Source organism: Nonomuraea sp. NPDC049419 (genome assembly GCF_040676995.1).
In the GTDB taxonomy this organism is placed as follows: Bacteria; Actinomycetota; Actinomycetes; order Streptosporangiales; family Streptosporangiaceae; genus Nonomuraea; species Nonomuraea salmonea.
Window position 1 is genome coordinate 101,714 of sequence record NZ_JBFAQB010000012.1, and the last position, 15,559, is coordinate 117,272.

14 protein-coding genes are annotated in these 15,559 nt (G+C 73.8%); 3 read left to right on the forward strand and 11 right to left on the reverse strand.

Annotated elements, in window-relative coordinates:
• Positions 1 to 17: 17 nt before the first annotated feature.
• The 8 genes from AB0K12_RS30355 to AB0K12_RS30390 all read right to left on the reverse strand — a co-directional run bounded on the left by AB0K12_RS30355 (position 18) and on the right by AB0K12_RS30390 (position 8,920).
• Positions 18 to 1,514, reverse strand: a complete 1,497-nt coding sequence (locus AB0K12_RS30355; protein ID WP_364568588.1) for a helix-turn-helix domain-containing protein — start codon at positions 1,512 to 1,514, stop codon at positions 18 to 20.
• The gene (locus AB0K12_RS30360) at positions 1,511 to 2,545 is read right to left on the reverse strand and encodes a DUF917 domain-containing protein (protein ID WP_364568591.1); all 1,035 of its coding nucleotides are present in this window, start codon (positions 2,543 to 2,545) and stop codon (positions 1,511 to 1,513) included. Before AB0K12_RS30360 ends, AB0K12_RS30355 begins: the two co-directional genes overlap by 4 nt.
• Positions 2,533 to 3,477, reverse strand: coding sequence for a hypothetical protein (locus AB0K12_RS30365; protein ID WP_364568594.1), 945 nt, complete (start codon positions 3,475 to 3,477; stop codon positions 2,533 to 2,535). The genes AB0K12_RS30360 and AB0K12_RS30365 overlap by 13 nt, the downstream gene beginning before the upstream one ends.
• Positions 3,474 to 4,781, reverse strand: a complete 1,308-nt coding sequence (locus AB0K12_RS30370) for an MFS transporter (protein ID WP_364568597.1) — start codon at positions 4,779 to 4,781, stop codon at positions 3,474 to 3,476. The genes AB0K12_RS30365 and AB0K12_RS30370 overlap by 4 nt, the downstream gene beginning before the upstream one ends.
• A gap of 327 nt (positions 4,782 to 5,108) precedes the next feature.
• Positions 5,109 to 5,888 (reverse strand): ATP-binding cassette domain-containing protein, encoded by a 780-nt coding sequence (locus tag AB0K12_RS30375; RefSeq protein WP_364568600.1) that lies wholly within the window; start codon positions 5,886 to 5,888, stop codon positions 5,109 to 5,111.
• Positions 5,885 to 6,913 (reverse strand): ABC transporter permease, encoded by a 1,029-nt coding sequence (locus AB0K12_RS30380; RefSeq protein ID WP_364568602.1) that lies wholly within the window; start codon positions 6,911 to 6,913, stop codon positions 5,885 to 5,887. The genes AB0K12_RS30375 and AB0K12_RS30380 overlap by 4 nt, the downstream gene beginning before the upstream one ends.
• A complete protein-coding gene (locus AB0K12_RS30385) occupies positions 6,910 to 7,887 on the reverse strand; it encodes a sugar ABC transporter substrate-binding protein (RefSeq protein WP_364568604.1) in 978 nt (325 codons plus the stop codon). The genes AB0K12_RS30380 and AB0K12_RS30385 overlap by 4 nt, the downstream gene beginning before the upstream one ends.
• Positions 7,888 to 7,981: 94 nt before the next feature.
• Positions 7,982 to 8,920 carry a helix-turn-helix domain-containing protein gene (locus AB0K12_RS30390; RefSeq protein ID WP_364568605.1) on the reverse strand — a complete coding sequence of 313 codons (939 nt, stop codon included), beginning with the start codon at positions 8,918 to 8,920 and terminating at the stop codon, positions 7,982 to 7,984.
• A gap of 72 nt (positions 8,921 to 8,992) precedes the next feature.
• Between AB0K12_RS30390 and AB0K12_RS30395 the strand changes: the two genes are divergently transcribed.
• Both AB0K12_RS30395 and AB0K12_RS30400 read left to right on the forward strand, forming a co-directional pair.
• Positions 8,993 to 10,024 (forward strand): saccharopine dehydrogenase NADP-binding domain-containing protein, encoded by a 1,032-nt coding sequence (locus tag AB0K12_RS30395; protein WP_364568608.1) that lies wholly within the window; start codon positions 8,993 to 8,995, stop codon positions 10,022 to 10,024.
• A gap of 31 nt (positions 10,025 to 10,055) precedes the next feature.
• Positions 10,056 to 10,376, forward strand: a complete 321-nt coding sequence (locus AB0K12_RS30400) for a metalloregulator ArsR/SmtB family transcription factor (protein ID WP_364568611.1) — start codon at positions 10,056 to 10,058, stop codon at positions 10,374 to 10,376.
• Here AB0K12_RS30400 and AB0K12_RS30405 read toward each other — a convergent pair.
• On the reverse strand, positions 10,373 to 12,301 hold the full coding sequence (locus AB0K12_RS30405) for a serine/threonine-protein kinase (RefSeq protein WP_364568613.1): 1,929 nt from the start codon (positions 12,299 to 12,301) through the stop codon (positions 10,373 to 10,375). The two genes, AB0K12_RS30400 and AB0K12_RS30405, sit on opposite strands and share 4 nt — an antisense overlap.
• Before the next feature lie 310 nt (positions 12,302 to 12,611).
• On the opposite strand from AB0K12_RS30405, the gene AB0K12_RS30410 reads away from it, so the two are divergent.
• Positions 12,612 to 14,231, forward strand: a complete 1,620-nt coding sequence (locus tag AB0K12_RS30410; protein ID WP_364568616.1) for an FAD-binding oxidoreductase — start codon at positions 12,612 to 12,614, stop codon at positions 14,229 to 14,231.
• A 148-nt stretch (positions 14,232 to 14,379) separates the two neighbouring features.
• Here AB0K12_RS30410 and AB0K12_RS30415 read toward each other — a convergent pair whose 3' ends face one another.
• Together AB0K12_RS30415 and AB0K12_RS30420 are read right to left on the reverse strand one after the other, a co-directional pair.
• Positions 14,380 to 14,844, reverse strand: coding sequence for a hypothetical protein (locus AB0K12_RS30415; protein WP_364568619.1), 465 nt, complete (start codon positions 14,842 to 14,844; stop codon positions 14,380 to 14,382).
• Positions 14,845 to 14,927: 83 nt separating this feature from the next.
• Positions 14,928 to 15,557 carry a helix-turn-helix domain-containing protein gene (locus AB0K12_RS30420; protein ID WP_364568621.1) on the reverse strand — a complete coding sequence of 210 codons (630 nt, stop codon included), beginning with the start codon at positions 15,555 to 15,557 and terminating at the stop codon, positions 14,928 to 14,930.
• Between the last annotated feature and the right edge of the window lie 2 nt (positions 15,558 to 15,559).

The following is a 15,559-nucleotide window of genomic DNA, read 5'->3' on the forward strand; positions in this document are numbered from 1 at the left end:
CTCCTTTCCTGCTGCTCCTATGAGGATGTCACGTCCGGTGTCCCCGGTGATCGCAGCAGCACGTGGCAGGCGAGCTGCAGGGCGAGCCTGGCGGGGGCGTCGTCGAGGTCGAAGCCGGCCGCCTTGATGCGTTCGAGCCTGGTCGTGATCGTGTTGCGGTGCACGCCCAGCCGGTCGGCGGCGCGCAGCGCGCCGCCCTCGTCCAGCACCGCGGCCAGTGTCTCCAGCAGCGTGCCGTCCTTGTCGACGGCCAGCAGCGGGCGCAGCACGACCTCCGCGGGCGCCCGCAGCCCGCCGACCGGCAGCGCGCCCAGCAGCTCGGCGGGGCCCATGCGGTCGGCCCGCGCCACCGTGCCGGGCGCGGCCACGAAGGCCGCCGCCTGCGCGCCGAGCAGCGACTCCTCCGCCGCGGCGAGCCCGTCCACCTGGGCTCCGACGCCCGCGGCGGCCGGCCACGGCATCGCGGGGAGGCAGCGCAGCAGCCGTTCCGCGACGTCCTGCGGCGGCAGCGCCGACCAGCCCGCCCAGCCGCCGGCCCGCACCAGCACCGGCACCTGACCGAGCGCGGCGGCGATCAGCGTGCCGGCGGGCGCCGGGTCGGTAGGCGCCTCGTCCAGCGGGCGCACGTGGTAGGCGGTCAGCGGGCCCCGCACCGCCCAGCCCAGCGCGACCGCCGCCACTTCTTCCTCCTCCTCGATCGGCGCGCCCGGCCGCTTCGCCTCCCGCAGCAGCCGCTCGGCCAGCGACGCCTGCAGTGCGAAGTCGTGCGAGGCGCGCAGCCGCTCGCCGGCCGCCCACGCGGTCAGCGGCGCCACCGCGAGCCCGAGCACCGTGCGCACCACGGCGGGCCAGCCGGGCGAGCGGGACGAGCCCGCCGCCACCAGCCGGCCCAGCGCCTCGCCCGCCAGGTCGGGCACCTCCACCTCGGCCGACCACCGGCCGCGCCCGGTCTGCGGGTCGAGGGCGTCGCGGCGGCCCGCGAGCGGCAGGCCGTAGCGGTCGAGGAAGGCTACGGAGGTGCCGGGCAGCTCGGCGTTCAGCACGCCCAGCACCCGCCGCGGCGAGGTGCCCGCCTCGGCCAGCCGGGTCGCGCAGCGCGCCACGAGCTGGGTGCGGGCCGCGTCGGGACGTGCCGCCGCCGACGCCACGCGTACCGCGACGAGCAGCGGGTCGTCGTCCACGAAGACCAGCGTGACGCCGAGCCGCTCGGCCAGCACCTCGCCCGAGCCCTCGCTGAGCCCGCCCGACGGCGCGATGACGCACGCGGCGGCCTGCTCCCAGGCCCGGCGCATGGCCATCTCGACCGCCCAGCCGCCACCGGCCGCCGCCCCGCTCAGCACGACCGCCGTGTGCGGCGTGACCGTGGCGAAGACGGCCGGCTCGTCCACGATGCGCACGCCGCGTACGGGATGCTCGCCCGCGCCGTACATGCGGGCCCCCGCCAGCGGTCCCGCGTTGACCAGCTCGGCCACCGTGACGGGGGCCTCCCAGCCGGCCGTCCGCACGCCGCTCACAGCGGGATCCCGAACGCGCGCGGCCCGCCGAGCGCGAGGCCCCGCTCCGTGTGCCACACCGGCGCCGCCCGCATCACCATGATCTCCACCTCCAGGCCGGGCTCGGCCTTGTCCACGTCCACCACCATGCCGTCGAGCAGCGAGATCATGCAGATCTGGTCGGGCACGACGGCCACCACGGCGCCGTCGGCCAGCGCCAGCACCACCTCGTTGTGCGCCTCCAGCCGGACCAGCCGGCCGAGGCCCTCGGTCTCCCTGATGACGATGGACGACGGCAGCGACGGCAGCCCCATGTCGGAGCCGTGCCCGGTGCTGCCCTCCACCGCGAGTATCCGGCCCCGGCACAGCGTGCGCGCGCCGTACGGGGCCGCCGCCGCGCGCGGCACGCCCGGCTCGCCCGCCCGCATGAGCAGGCTCACCGTGCCGGGCACCACCACCCGCGCGAGGTCGCGGGCCGTCATCGGGTAGCAGGCGGCCACCGCCCAGCCGCCCACCGACAGCACGACGGGCCGCAGCAGCTCCTCGACCCGGTCGGCCGCCGTCTCCAGCACCACCAGCTCCCCCGAGCCGCCGGCCAGCGCGAGCGGCGCCGCGCTCACCCCGCCCAGCGTGTACGTCGTCTGCTCCACCAGCGGGAACACCCGCCCCGTCCCGTCGCCGTCCACCAGCGGCACGCCCAGCGCGGCCGCCGCGATCAGCGGGACCAGCGCGTTCTCCGCGGCCAGGTTGAGCGCCACGACCGCGCCCACCCGCTCACCCAGCCGCCGCTCCAGCGCCCGCACCGCCCGCTCGGGCTCGTCACCGGCGGGCAGCTGCTCGCCCAGCGCGGTCGTCGAGCCGACGAGGCTGACCGCCACGCACACCGTCTCTTCCGGCAGCTCGCCGGCCGCCGCCAGCTCCACGCCGCCGCCGACCACCGAGTGCGCCCAGTCCAGCGCCAGGTTGTACGACGACTCCGCCGCCCCCGTCGCGAGCACCCGCGACCCGGCGGAGAAGCGGTCGAGACCGGCGGGGTCGATCAGCCGGACCACAGCTGACCGCCCGCCGTCACCCGCACCCGGTAGAGCCCGTCGGGCAGGTACGACAGCGGGTTCACCGTCGTCTCCGCGATGCGGGCCGACCCCGGCGCAGCGCCCGCGCTCACCACCCTGGTCAGCGCCTCGTCCCTGGCGTCCTGCAGCATGCGGTCCAGCTCGGCCCTGCCGCGGGCCTGCACGATCCGCTCCACCTGGGCGGCCGGCTCGCCCAGCAGCGCCCCGTACGCCGCCGCCACCCCGTCGGGCACGTCGGGGCCCAGCTCGGCGCGGCCCCGGGCGCGGCTCGCCGTCGCGCCCAGGTCGCAGGCCAGCGGGAAGCGCCGGAAGTAGTGCGCCGACACGACCCCGCCACCGGAACGCGCGAAGTAGGCGGGCACGCCGGGCAGCTCCCTGGCGACGTCGTCGGCGATGCGGTCGGCCTCGGCCGACAGGGCGGCGTTGCGGATGGTCTCGGCCTCGCGCTCGCGCAGCCCCGGGTGGCCGAACTCGTACGACAGGGTGATGCGCGCGCCCGGCACCTCGGCGGCGATGATCGCGGCCACCTCCAGCTCGTGCTCGGGCAGGACCGGCGAGCCCGTGGCGGTCACCGCGAAGTCGAGCAGCCCGCACTCCGCCGCGAACCGGCGTACGGCCTCGGTGTCGAGCGGCGCGAGCCGCCGCCCCGTCACGCTGTGCCCGCCGCGCACGATGGTCGCCACGCCGGGGTCGGCCACCGGCCGCAGCGCCTCGGGGCAGCGCCGGCCCACCCGGATCGCGGCCACCGGCGCCACCGGCGCGCCCGTCAGGTCGAGCGCCACGCACACGCGCGCCGCCGTGCGGGCCGCCGCGCGCGACACCGGCCACACCGGCCCGCCCTCGTCCGCCGCCACCAGCATCGGGGGCGGGCCAGGCCCGCCCGCCGTCTCCAGCGCGACGCCGAGTATCACTCCAGCTCGCGCCCTTCCGTCTCGGGCAGCGGCAGCGCCAGCAGCGCCGTGGCCACCATGAACGCGTTGATGATCAGCATGGTAACGGTGAAGCCGGTGGCGCCCGCGAGCAACGCGCCCACCGCGGAGGGCGCCACGGTGGTGGCGACGAGCTGCGCGGCCGTGGCCCACGAGTAGCCGGTGCCGCGCAGGGCGGTCGGGTAGAACTCGCCGTTCCAGGTGTTCCACACGCCCCAGGCGCCGAGGCTGAAGAACGACAGCACGAAGTTGCCGAGGTAGAGGCCGGTCGTGGAGGAGGCGGTGGCGAACCACAGGCCGCCGAGGGCGGCGGCGACCACGTACACGAGGAAGACCTTCTTGCGGCCGTAGCGGCCGGTCAGCCAGGAGGCGCTGACGTAGCCGGGGATCATCATGAGCGCGCTCAGCGCCGCGAACCCGAGCGAGGCCGACAGCGTCAGCCCGCGCTCCTGCAGCAGCGTCGGCAGCCATGTCTGCAGCCCCCAGTAGCCCCAGTTGAAGACGAAGTTGAGCGCCAGCATGACCAGCGTGATCCGGCCGAGCCCGCCCTTGAACAGGTCGAGCGGCCGCCCGACCCGCTCGCTCGCCACGGTGAACGTGGCATCGGCGTCGGGGCTGCCCAGCTCGCGCAGCACCGCCCGCGCCTCCTCCTGCCGCCCGCGCGCGGCCAGCCAGTACGGCGACTCGGGCACCCAGGCCCGCACCGCGAACGCCCACAGCCCTGCCACCGCGCTGGCGATCACCACGACGTGCCAGCCGAGGTCGCCGAGCAGCACGGACGCGCCGATGGCGGCCAGCATGCCGATGGGCCACCCGATCGACAGGTAGACCGCGGCCCGCCCCCTGTGCCGGGTCGGCAGCAGCTCCAGGAAGAACGGGAACGTGATCGTGTAGACGCCGGCCAGCGCCAGCCCCGACGCCACCCGCAGCGCCACCAGGGCCTCCGCGCTGGTGGCGAAGGCCGAGGCCAGCGCGAGCACCCCGTACGCGAGCAGCGACCAGAACGCGGTCGGCCGGCGCCCGATCCTGTCGGCCACCGGCCCCCAGACCAGCACGCCGGGGATCATGCCGAACGCCACCGCCGACAGCACCACGCCGATGCCCGCCTCGCCGATGCCCAGCTGAGCGCCGAGGTCGCCGGAGACGTAGACGAGCGCGAGCTGCTCCCACGACTCGATGACGAACGCGACGAAGAGCGCGAGCGCGATGAGCACGTGCCGGCGGGTGAACGGCATGCGGTCGAACGCCGCGCCGATGGGCAGCGCCCGCGCTTGGGTGGCGGTCATGGATGCTCCTCGGAGGGGGGCGGAATGCTGGCGGCACCTTACGTCCGGCCTGTGCCGGCGCGGCTGTGCGCGCCGCCCTGCCCGGCCCCGCGACCTGTGCGGACCGCCCTCCAGGAGCGGTCCGCCGCATCGGTCGCCCGGGTAATAACGGCCCCGGGGGTGGCCCCTGCCACAGGGTCATGCCGGCCGCCCTACCGCGGAGCTTCCAGCCACCGGCGGAGCTTGCCGCTGGCGGTCGTTGCCATGGCGATCACCTGCGCCTCTCGTGTTCGGCATGCCAGAAGATGTCTCTGCCTGTCTTTTCCTCCAGGCGATCGCCCTATCGCGTTAAATGTCTCCCAAATGTGGGTCGCGGCGCAGCTCGTGCTCCAGCTCCTCCAGCTCCGCGCCGCCCGCCATGAGCGCGGTCAGCTCCTGCGGGGTGATGTCCGCCCTGCCGTACTCGCCGATCGCGGCCCCCCGGTTGAGCAGCAGGAACCGGTCGCCCACCGGGTAGGCGTGGTGCGGGTTGTGGGTGATGAAGACGACGCCGAGCCCCCGGTCGCGGGCGCGGGCGATGTAGCGCAGCACCACCCCCGCCTGCTTGACGCCGAGCGCCGAGGTGGGCTCGTCGAGGATGAGCACGCGGGCGCCGAAGTGGACCGCCCTGGCGATGGCGACCGACTGGCGCTCGCCGCCCGACAGCGTGCCGACCGGCTGGTCCACGTCGCGGATGTCGATGCCCATCGCGCGCAGCTCGTCCCGCGCCACCCTGCGGGCCTTGGCCACGTCGAAGGCCAGGCCCTTGCGCGGCTCCGAGCCGAGGAAGAAGTTCCGCCAGACCGACATGAGCGGGATCATCGCGAGGTCCTGGTAGACGGTGGCGATGCCGCGGTCGAGCGCGTCGCGGGGGCCGGTCAGCCGCACCTCCTCACCGTCCACCACGTACGCGCCCGCGTCGTGCTGGTGCACCCCCGACAGGATCTTGATCAGCGTGGACTTGCCCGCGCCGTTGTCGCCCAGCACGCAGACCACCTGGCCGGCCGCCACGCTCATCGACACCTCGCGCAGCGCCAGCACCGAGCCGAACGTCTTGCCGATGCCGCGGGTCTCCAGGATCGGGGTCAATGCCGCACCTCCTCGGCGTAGCGCCGGACCAGCCGGTTGGCCAGCGTCGCCAGCAGCAGCATCGCGCCCAGGAAGAAGGTGAACCAGTCGGCGTCCCAGCCGAGGAACACGATGCCCTTGTCGGCCATCCCGAAGATCAGCGCGCCGATGGCGGCGCCGATCGCGGAGCCGTACCCGCCGGTGAGCAGGCAGCCGCCGATGACGGCCGCGATGATGTAGATGAACTCCTGGCCGATGCCGATGTTGGCCTGCACCGACGTGTAGCGCAGCGCCAGCATCGAGCCGACCAGCCAGGCGGCGAACGCCGTCGTCATGAACAGCGCGATCTTCGTACGGGCGGCGGGCACGCCCACCGCGCGCGCCGCCTGCTCGTTGCCCCCGACCGCGAAGATCCAGTTGCCCGCCCGCGACCGCATGAGCACCCACGTCGCCACCGCCGTCACCACGATCCACCACAGGATCGCCACCCGGAACGAGGTGCCGCCCACGTCGATCGTGCCGGCGAAGATCGCGTTGGCCACCTCGAAGCCCTCGGCCCTGCGCAGGCCGCTGACCTGAACGGTGCCGGTGATCGCCTTGGTGACGCCCAGGTTGACGCCCTGCAGCATGAGGAACGTGCCCAGCGTGACGATGAAGCTGGGCAGCCGGGTCCTGGTGACCACGAGCCCGTTGACGAACCCGACCGCCAGCGCCACGACCAGCCCCACGAGCATGGCCGTCCAGACGTCGAAGCCGAACCTGGTGGCCAGCGTCACCAGCACGAGCCCGCTCGTCCCGGTGAGCACGCCCGCCGACAGGTCGAACTCGCCGCCGATCATCAGCAGCGCCACCGCGACCGCCATGATGCCCAGCGTCGCGGCCGGGTCGAGCCAGTTGGCGATGCCGTCGGGCGAGCGGAACACCGGCGACTGCGCGGCGAAGAACGCGAAGACCACCACCAGCCCGACCACCGCGCCGAGCTCCGGCCTGATGAGCAGGCGGCGGGCCGGTCCGACCCGGGCCACCCGCTCGTCCGCCACCGTCATCGCGTGCCCGCCTCCGCCAGCTCGGCCACCTGCGCCGCGTTGTCCTTGGTGACGAACCCCGGCCCGGTGTTGACCGGCAGGCCGCCGCCGACCGTGTTGAGGTTGGACTTGTAGAGGGTGAGGAACGTGATCGGCAGGTAGCCCTGGAGGTATTGCTGCTGGTCCACGGCGAACAGGATCTCGCCGTCGTTGATCGCGCTCACCACGTCCGCCGACAGGTCGAACGTGGCCAGCTTGGCCTGCGAGCCGGCGTCCCTGATGGCGTCCCTGGCGGCGACCGCGACGGCCGGGTTCAGCGCCAGCACGCCGTTGACCTGCTGGTCGGTCTGGAGCTTGGCGGCGACCTTGGAGGTGACGTCGGCGAGGTTGCTGACGTTGACCTGCAGCCGCTCGACCGTGCCGCCGAGCGTCTCCTCCGCGCCCTTGCAGCGCTGGTCGAGCCCGACGTTGCCGGCCTCGTGGATCACGCACAGCAGCTTGGTGACGCCGGCCGCCTTGAGCTGCTCGCCCGCGCCGCGCCCTGCGACGTCCTCCGACTGGCCGACGTGGGTGAGCGCGCCGAACTCCTTGGAGGAGTCGGCGCCTGAGTTGATGGTGACCACCGGGATCTTGGCGGCGACGGCCTTGCCGATGGACTCCTTGAGCGCGTCGGGGTTGGCCATGGACACGACGATGCCGTCCACCTTCTCCGAGACGGCCTGGTCGATGAGCTGCGACTGCCTGGCCGGGTCGTCGTCGCCCTGGTAGCTGACGGTGACGCCGTACTGCTTGCCCGCGGCCTCGGCGCCGTTCTTGACGACGTCCCAGAAGGAGTCGCCGGCGGCGGCGTGGGTGATGACGGCGTAGCGGCCGTCGCCCGCCTGCGCCGCCGTGGCGGGCGGCGGGCTGCCGCTCTCACCGCCTCCGCCGCCTGAGGAGCAGCCGCTGAGGGCGAGCGCTCCCAGCAGGGCCAGCACGATCGGGGTACGTCTCACGAGACACCTCCAGAACCATCGGGCTCGCCCTGGTTGTACCTCAATATCAACTCTATGTATAGACATGCTGACTAATGCCGTCAGCTCGCGGGGCCTATGCCCTGGTACGCGCCCTGAACGTGCGCCGGTAGGCGTCGGGGGCCACGCCGACCGTGCGGCCGAAGTGGCGGCGCAGCGTCGTCGCGGTGCCCATGCCGGTGGCCGCCGCGATGCGCTCCACGCTGTCGTCGGTGACCTCCAGGAGCTCCTGGGCGCGGCGGACGCGCTGGGTCAGCAGCCAGCGCAGCGGCGTGGTGCCGGTGACCGCCCTGAAGTGGCGGCCCAGGTTGCGGGCGCTCATGTTGGCCCTGCGGGCCAGGTCCTCGACCGTCAGCGGCTGGTCGAGCCTGGCCAGCACCCACGGGAACAGCTCGCCGAGCGGGTGGTCGCCGCGCTCCGGCACCGGCGTGGTGACGAACTGGGCCTGGCCGCCCTCCCGGTGCGGGGGCACGACCAGGCGGCGGGCCACCGCGTTGGCGGCCGACGAGCCGTGGTCGCGGCGTACGAGGTGCAGGCACAGGTCGAGGGCGGCGGCCTTGCCCGCCGAGGTGAGCACGCTGCCGTTGTCGACGTACAGAACGTCGGGGTGCACCTCGACGCGGGGGTGGCGGTCGGCCAGCACACCGGTGTGCGCCCAGTGCGTGGTGGCCCGCCGCCCGTCCAGCAGCCCGGCGGCGGCCAGCACGAACGCGCCCGTGCACAGCGAGGCCACCCTGGCGCCCGCCTCGTGGGCCGCGCGCACCGCCGCGACCAGGTCGGCGGGCGGGTCGACGTCGATGTCCGCCCAGCCGGGGACGATCACGGTGCCGGCCCGGGCCAGCGCGTCGAGGCCGCGCTCGGGCTCCACCAGGAACCGGCCGACCCTGACCGCCTCCTGGCCGCACAGGACCAGCTCGTACCAGTCCTCGGCCGGGCCGCCGCCGAAGACCTCGTACGCCAGCGACAGCTCCAGGTGCAGCATGCCGTCGGTGACGGCCAGCGCGACGGTGTGCATGTCCGAAAGTGTACGGGTGACGGCGTTCCCGACACTCGTGCCCGGCGATCACTGTCACCAGGATGGTCACCGATGACGAACGAGGAGGACATCATGGCGGTGGCGGTCTACGGCGCGTACGGGCACACCGGGCGTTTCGTGCTGGCGGAGCTGAAGGAGCGGGGGCTCGTCCCGATCGCCTCGGGGCGCGACACGATCAAGCTGAAGGAGCTGGCGGCGGCCGATCCGGGGCTGCTCACCCGGCAGGCGTCCGCCGACGATCCGGACGCCCTTGACCGGGTGCTTGAGGGCGCCACGGCGGTGATCAACTGCGCCGGGCCCTTCGCCACGACGGCGGCGCCCTTGATCGAGGCGGCGCTGCGGGCGGGCATCCCGTACGTGGACGTGGCGGCCGAGATCGAGGCCAACCTGGACACGTTCGCGGACTTCGCCGAGCGCGCCCGCGCGGCCGGCACCGTGGTGCTGCCCGCGATGGCCTTCTACGGCGGCCTCGGCGACCTGCTCGCGACGGCCGCGATGCGCGAGTGGACGGCGGCCGACGAGGCGCACGTCGCGTACGGGCTGAGCGGCTGGCGGCCCACCGAGGGCACCCGCCTGGCCGGCGCGGTCTCCCGGGAGCGGCGCGGCGGCCTGCGCGTGCGCTACACCGGCGGGCGCATCGAGTACCACGACGACCAGCCGCCCGCGCTCGACTGGGACTTCCCCGAGCCGCTCGGCACCCGGGCGGTGATCGGTGAGTTCTCCATGGCCGACATCGTCACCATCCCCAGCCACCTGCGGATTCCCGAGGTGCGTTCGTACATGGCGGCCGAGGCGGCCCGCGAGCTGGCCGCCCCCGCGGCGGCGGACGAGCGCGGCAGGCCGGCGGAGACGTTCCTGGTGGACGTGGTCGTCCGCGCGGGCGGCCAGGAGCGGCGGGCGGTGGCCCGTGGCCGCGACATCTACGCAGTCAGCGCGCCGCTCGCGGTGGAGGCGGTCGAGCGCATCCTGGCGGGGCGGGTCAGGACCACCGGCGTCGCGTCGGCGGGCGCGCTCTTCGACGCCGCGGACTTCCTGCGCGCCCTCGCCCCGCACCTCTCCTTCGAGCTCGGGCCGGTAGCATAACGATACTTTTCGCTCTGCCATTGGACCGCTCATGACCGCATCGCCACCCGACCTGGTCGAGGTGTTCAAGGCGCTCGCCAACCCCGTGCGCCTGCAGGTGCTGTCGTGGCTGCGCGACCCCGAGCGGCACTTCCCGGTGGCCGGCGGCATCGCCGACCCGCACGAGGCCGGCGTGTGCGTCAGCCACATCCAGGCCAAGACCGGGCTCGCCCAGTCGACCGTGTCGGCCTACATGGCCGCGCTGGAGCGGGCCGGGCTGGTGCGCTCGACCCGCATCGGCAAGTGGACGCACTACCGGCGCGACGAGGAGCGCATCGCCGCGTTCGTCGCGGTGCTCGGCCACTCGCTCTAGGGGGCCGTGTCCGTCCAGGTGTGCGCGCCGGCGGTCACGGTGCCGGCGGCGCCGCCCACCTCGTACGGCTTCGTCAGGTCGACCGGGGCGGCCTCCAGCGTCGCGCGGCTGAGCGTGACCGCGATCCCCTGACCCGAGAGCGCGGGCTTGACGGCCGTCGTCTTCCCGAACGCGTCCACGGTCCACGCTCCCTTGGCGCCCGTCAGCGTCACCGTCCCGCTCTGGCCGGACTGCGAGAACGTGACCGTCCACTGCCCGGCGCCGTCCGCCGGGACCGCGCCGCCGGTCACCCACTCCACCGTCACGCTGTCCTCGCCGCCCTTGGCTACCGCCGCCAGCAGGTCCGCGTACGGGGGCGCCTTGCCGGCGTCCGGGGTGCCCGGCTTGGCGTCGCCGGCCGCGTCCCGCACGGCGGCGCCCTGGAACGGCGGCTCCTCCGGCTTCGGGGCGCGGCAGGTGAGGTCGGCCCTGGTCGTCCGGTCCGGCCTGACCTTGGCCAGCGTCCAGCACTTGGTGTCGCCGAGCGCCGTCTGGAGGCGGTAGCCGCCCGGCAGGAGGGAGAAGCGGTAGCCGTCGCGGTCGGCCTTGCGCTGCGCCACGCGCTTGCCCTTGTCGGTGAAGACCTGCACCATGCCGGGCTGGTAGTCCTTGGACGCGCCCGCGTACCTGATGCCGCCCACGATCGCGCCCTCCTCCGGGGTGGGGGTGGGTTCCGTGGGCTCGACGGTCGGGGGTTCGGCGGTGGTCTCCGGGGTCTCGCTCGGCTCGGGGTCCTTCGTGTGCGTCCCGAGGCCGGGGGTGGGGTCTGACGGGGTGGCGGGTTCCGGCGTCACCTCGGCTCCGGCCCGGGTCGGCGTACGGGCCTGGCCGTCAGGGAGCAGCGCCCAGACGGCGGCCGCGGCGATGCCGGCGGCGGCCAGCGCGCCCGCGGTCGCGGCGCCGCGCCGCCGGGCGGCCCTTCTGCCGGCGCCGGCCCGCGCACGGGTGGTCTTCTCCGCCGCATGGCCGGCCGTGTCACCCGCGCCGGTCTCGAACCGGCTCGGCGTCGGCTCCTCGGTCGAGGGGGTCACCGGGAAACCGTCCGTCAGCGGCGAGTCCGCGGCCACCTCGCCGGACAGCGCGCGGGCCGCGGCGGCCAGGGCGCCGGCGGTGGGCCAGCGGGCGGCCGGATCCTTGGCCAGGGCCCGCATCACGACCTCCGCGACCGCCGGGGGAACGTCCGGCGGCAGCGGCGGTGGCGGGTCATGGACGTGCTGGAGCGCGATCGCGACCGCGTTGTCCCCGTGGAAGGGCGGCCGGCCCGACAGGCACTCGTACGCGACGACGCCCAGCGCGTACACGTCCATGGCCGCGCTCGGCTCGGCGCCCTCCGCCTGCTCGGGCGCGCAGTACGTGGCGGTGCCCAGCACGATGCCCGAGGCCGTCAGCTTGTGCCCCTCGGCCGCGCGGGCGATGCCGAAGTCGGTCAGCACGACGCTGCCGTCGGCCCTGACGATGAGGTTGCCCGGCTTGACGTCGCGGTGCACCACACCGGCGTCGTGCGCGGCCTGCAGCGCCTCGGCCGTCTGGGCGACGAGGTCCATCGTGGCACCGGCCGAGATGCGTCCTCTGCGCTCCAGCAGCAGGTGCAGCGGCTCCCCGTCGAGGTACTTCATCACCAGGTACGGCGTGCGCCGCCCGTCCACGTCCGCGATCCCGTAGTCGAACACCCTGACCACCCCGGGATGCTCGACGGTCGCCATCGACCTGGCCTCGGCGTGGAACCTGGCCGCCGCGTCCCCGTCGAGCCCCGCGCGGACGGTCTTCACCGCGACGACCCGGTCGAGCAGGACGTCCAGGGCCCGCCAGACCTCGCCGTGCCCCCCGCTGCCCAGCCGCGACAGCAGGCGGTAGCGCCCCGCCAGCACGGTCTCCGGCATGATCATGTGCGTCCGGCCCACCTTTCACTCCCATACGCCCCCGTTCTCTTGAAGACGTCCGAAGCGGCGAAACGGTTCGGCGATCCACGGAATCGGCACAACGAGCCCTGCTGGTGGAGGAGCACGGCGAGGAGCGGCGGCTCGCCCTCCTCGGCGGCGCCGAGCCCGCGCCGCGCCGCAGCGGACGCCGCCGCCGATCCTGAAAGTGCAGCCAGCCTCGCCCCGGGGTGTACCTAGGTGCATTCCCCCGCCATCGCGCCGCTCCTAGCGTCGGTGGGGTCTGAATTTCCCCCTCCCATGACCAGGAGTTGCTGACATGAGTGATGTGACACGCCGGCGGCTGCTCGGCGGTACGGCGGCGCTGGGCGGCGTGGTCACCGCGGACCTCATCCCCGCGCTGCCGGCCGCCGCGGCGGCACCCGGGAAGGGCGCCGGCCTCGGCCCCGTCCGCATCGGGCAGCAGGACCCGCGCTACGCCGACCTCGCCGTCCGCGGCACGAACCAGCGCTTCCGTCCCAAGCCTGAGTACTTCCAGGTGGTCGGCTCCACCGAGCAGGTGGTGAAAGCCGTGGGCGACGCGGTGCGCGCCGGCAAGCGGGTGACCGTGCGCAGCGGGGGCCACTGCTACGAGAACTTCGTCGGCGACGGCTCGCAGGTCGTCATCGACATGTGCGAGATGAACGAGGTCTCCTTCGACGAGCGGCGCGGCGCGTTCATGGTCCAGCCAGGCGCGACGCTGATGGACGTGTACCGGACCCTCCACCTCGGCTGGGGCGTGACGCTGCCCGGCGGCCAGTGCGGCACCGTCGCGGCCGGCGGCCACATCGTGGGCGGCGGCTACGGCGCCCTGTCCCGCCGGTACGGGCTCACCATCGACTACCTGCACGCCGTGGAGGTCGTGGTGGTGGACAAGTCGGGCCGGGCCCGCGCCGTCGTCGCCACCCGCGACCCGCGCGACCCCAACCACGACCTGTGGTGGGCGCACACCGGGGCCGGCGGCGGCAACTTCGGCATCGTCACCCGCTACTGGCTGCGCGACCCGAAGGCCAAGGGCAACGACCCCGCGAAGCTGCTGCCCAGGCCGCCCGCCGAGCTGCTCACCGGGGTCGCCGTCTGGTCGTGGCAGGGCATGACGAAGGAGGCGTTCCGCCGGTTGCTGAGCAACCACGGCGCCTGGCACGAGCGCAACAGCGACCCGTCGTCGCCGTACGCGTCGCTGTTCGGGGTGCTGATGGTGAACGGCAGGAGCGACGGCGCCGACCCCGGCGGCATCGTCCTGGCCTGCCAGATGGACGCCACCGGGGCCGACGCCGAGAAGCGCATGAAGGACTTCATCGCCGCCGTGGGCGAGGGCGTCACGCCGGCCGCGACGGTCCTGCCGATCGGGCGGCAGCCCTGGTACCAGGCGATCCGCTCGTTCGCGCTCAGCGAGGGCGAGCAGTCCAGCCACTTCAAGGTCAAGTCCGGATATCTGCGGAAGCGCTTCACCGACCGGCAGATCGACGTCGCCTACGACCACCTGAGCACGCCCGCCTCGACGACACGGGCGCTGTGGGCGGTGTCGTACGGCGGCCAGGTCAACACCGTCCCCTCCACAGCCACCGCCACCGCGGAACGCGACTCCATTCTCAAGGTCTTCTGCTTGGCCACCTGGCAGGACGCCAAGGACGACGGCACCCAGCTCCGGTGGGTACGGGAGTTCCACCGGGACCTGTACGCGACGACCGGGGGCGTACCGGTGCCGGGGGGCAACTGCGGCGGCGCCTACATCAACTACCCCGACACCGATCACGCCGACCCGAAGTGGAACACCTCCGGCGTCCCCTGGACGACGCTGTACTTCGGCGGGAACTACCCACGGTTGCAGCGCGTGAAGGCCCACTGGGACCCGAAGAACGTCTTCCACCACGCCATGTCCATCCGCCTCCCCGCCTGACGACGAGCCGCGGATGATCGGCCGCCCGTCCGGGTACGAGCACGCCCCGCTGCCGGCCGGATCCGGGAGCCCCGCCGCCACCTGTTCCCCCTCACGGTCATCCACGCGGTCACCCACGCGGTCCTGGTGGTGGCGGGCTCCCCTGCGGTCAGCCGATCCAGAACTGCAAGGTGAACAGGCGCACTCGGAAGATGTCGCGCGGGAACGCGGGGTCGTCGACATTGACCGGAGCCTTCGTGGAGATCCGGACCGGCCACCTCGCGGCCCGGCGGCCCAGGTCGAACAGGGTGTGGTAATCAGCTTCGTCGAAGAAGCTCACCGCGACGAGCCGCCCGGACGTCAGAAAGATCTCCCCTTCCCATGACCGCCATGACGGGTCCGGCGGCGGTGGCGGCACGTCCCATAACTCGTAACGCACGTAGGCCTGCACGTCGCGATCGAGTCCGAAGGTCACACCGTTGGGCCCGGTCATGAGCCACGTCGGATACGGATCCCCGAGATGCCAGATGGTCGTCTCGTCCGGGAACATCCCCTCGATGACTTCGAAGTCCGCGACTCCGAAGAGATGCGAGATCCCGGACGGTTCGGTGAACGCTTTCATCGGCTCGGGCATCCTGGCCTGCTCCCGCTTCACGGCTGATCGACGATCATGATCTGAGCGAAGAGTAGCGACGGGCCGGCACAGGAAGCTGACCGTCAGGGGTTGAGGAGTTCGCGGGACAGGGCTTCTGACCACCATTCTTCGACGCGGGACGGTGGCCAGCCGCGTTCGCTTGTGAGGGTGGTGTAGACGTCGATGTTGCACAGGGCCGCGTAGATGTCGGTGGCGGTGCGTACGGTCAGGTCGGGGCGGAGGGTTCCTGCGGGCCAGGAGGAGAAGACGGCGAGGCGGGTCTCGTCGGCTCGGGCTCGGCTGTCGCGGTAGAGCGCGGCCAGGTCGGGCTCCGTACGGGCGGCTTCGCGGAGCGGCACGATGATGTCGCCCGCCTGCTCGAACAGGCGGCGGTCGAAGGCGGCCATCACGGCCAGCTGACGTTCGGGGGTCGCCGCCGGGGCCTCCAGTTCGGCCAGCTGGCGGGCGGGGTCGGCGGACAGGCCGGCGGCGTCCGCCAGTGCCCGGGTCAGGCCGGCCTTGTTGCCGTACACCGCATAGACCGTCGGCACGGACACGCCCGCCTCGCGGGCGACGTCGCGGACGGTCGTCGCGCTCCAGCCCCGTGCGACGAAGAGCCGGCGTGCGGCCTGGGCGATCTCGGCGCGGGTCTCCATCGCCTGCGCCGTGCGGCGCAGCGAGTCGTAGCGGCGCCGGGTCCCCTCTGCGCTCATGA

What these genes read in the sequence shown, in the direction of transcription:
- AB0K12_RS30370 (WP_364568597.1), bottom strand. Translation starts at nt 4,781, where the DNA reads ATGACCGCCACCCAAGCGCGGGCGCTGCCCATCGGCGCGGCGTTCGAC.
- AB0K12_RS30380 (WP_364568602.1), bottom strand. Translation starts at nt 6,913, where the DNA reads ATGACGGTGGCGGACGAGCGGGTGGCCCGGGTCGGACCGGCCCGCCGC.
- AB0K12_RS30390 (WP_364568605.1), bottom strand. Translation starts at nt 8,920, where the DNA reads ATGCACACCGTCGCGCTGGCCGTCACCGACGGCATGCTGCACCTGGAG.
- AB0K12_RS30395 (WP_364568608.1), top strand. Translation starts at nt 8,993, where the DNA reads ATGACGAACGAGGAGGACATCATGGCGGTGGCGGTCTACGGCGCGTAC.
- AB0K12_RS30400 (WP_364568611.1), top strand. Translation starts at nt 10,056, where the DNA reads ATGACCGCATCGCCACCCGACCTGGTCGAGGTGTTCAAGGCGCTCGCC.
- AB0K12_RS30405 (WP_364568613.1), bottom strand. Translation starts at nt 12,301, where the DNA reads ATGATCATGCCGGAGACCGTGCTGGCGGGGCGCTACCGCCTGCTGTCG.
- AB0K12_RS30410 (WP_364568616.1), top strand. Translation starts at nt 12,612, where the DNA reads ATGAGTGATGTGACACGCCGGCGGCTGCTCGGCGGTACGGCGGCGCTG.
- AB0K12_RS30415 (WP_364568619.1), bottom strand. Translation starts at nt 14,844, where the DNA reads ATGCCCGAGCCGATGAAAGCGTTCACCGAACCGTCCGGGATCTCGCAT.
- AB0K12_RS30420 (WP_364568621.1), bottom strand. Translation starts at nt 15,557, where the DNA reads ATGAGCGCAGAGGGGACCCGGCGCCGCTACGACTCGCTGCGCCGCACG.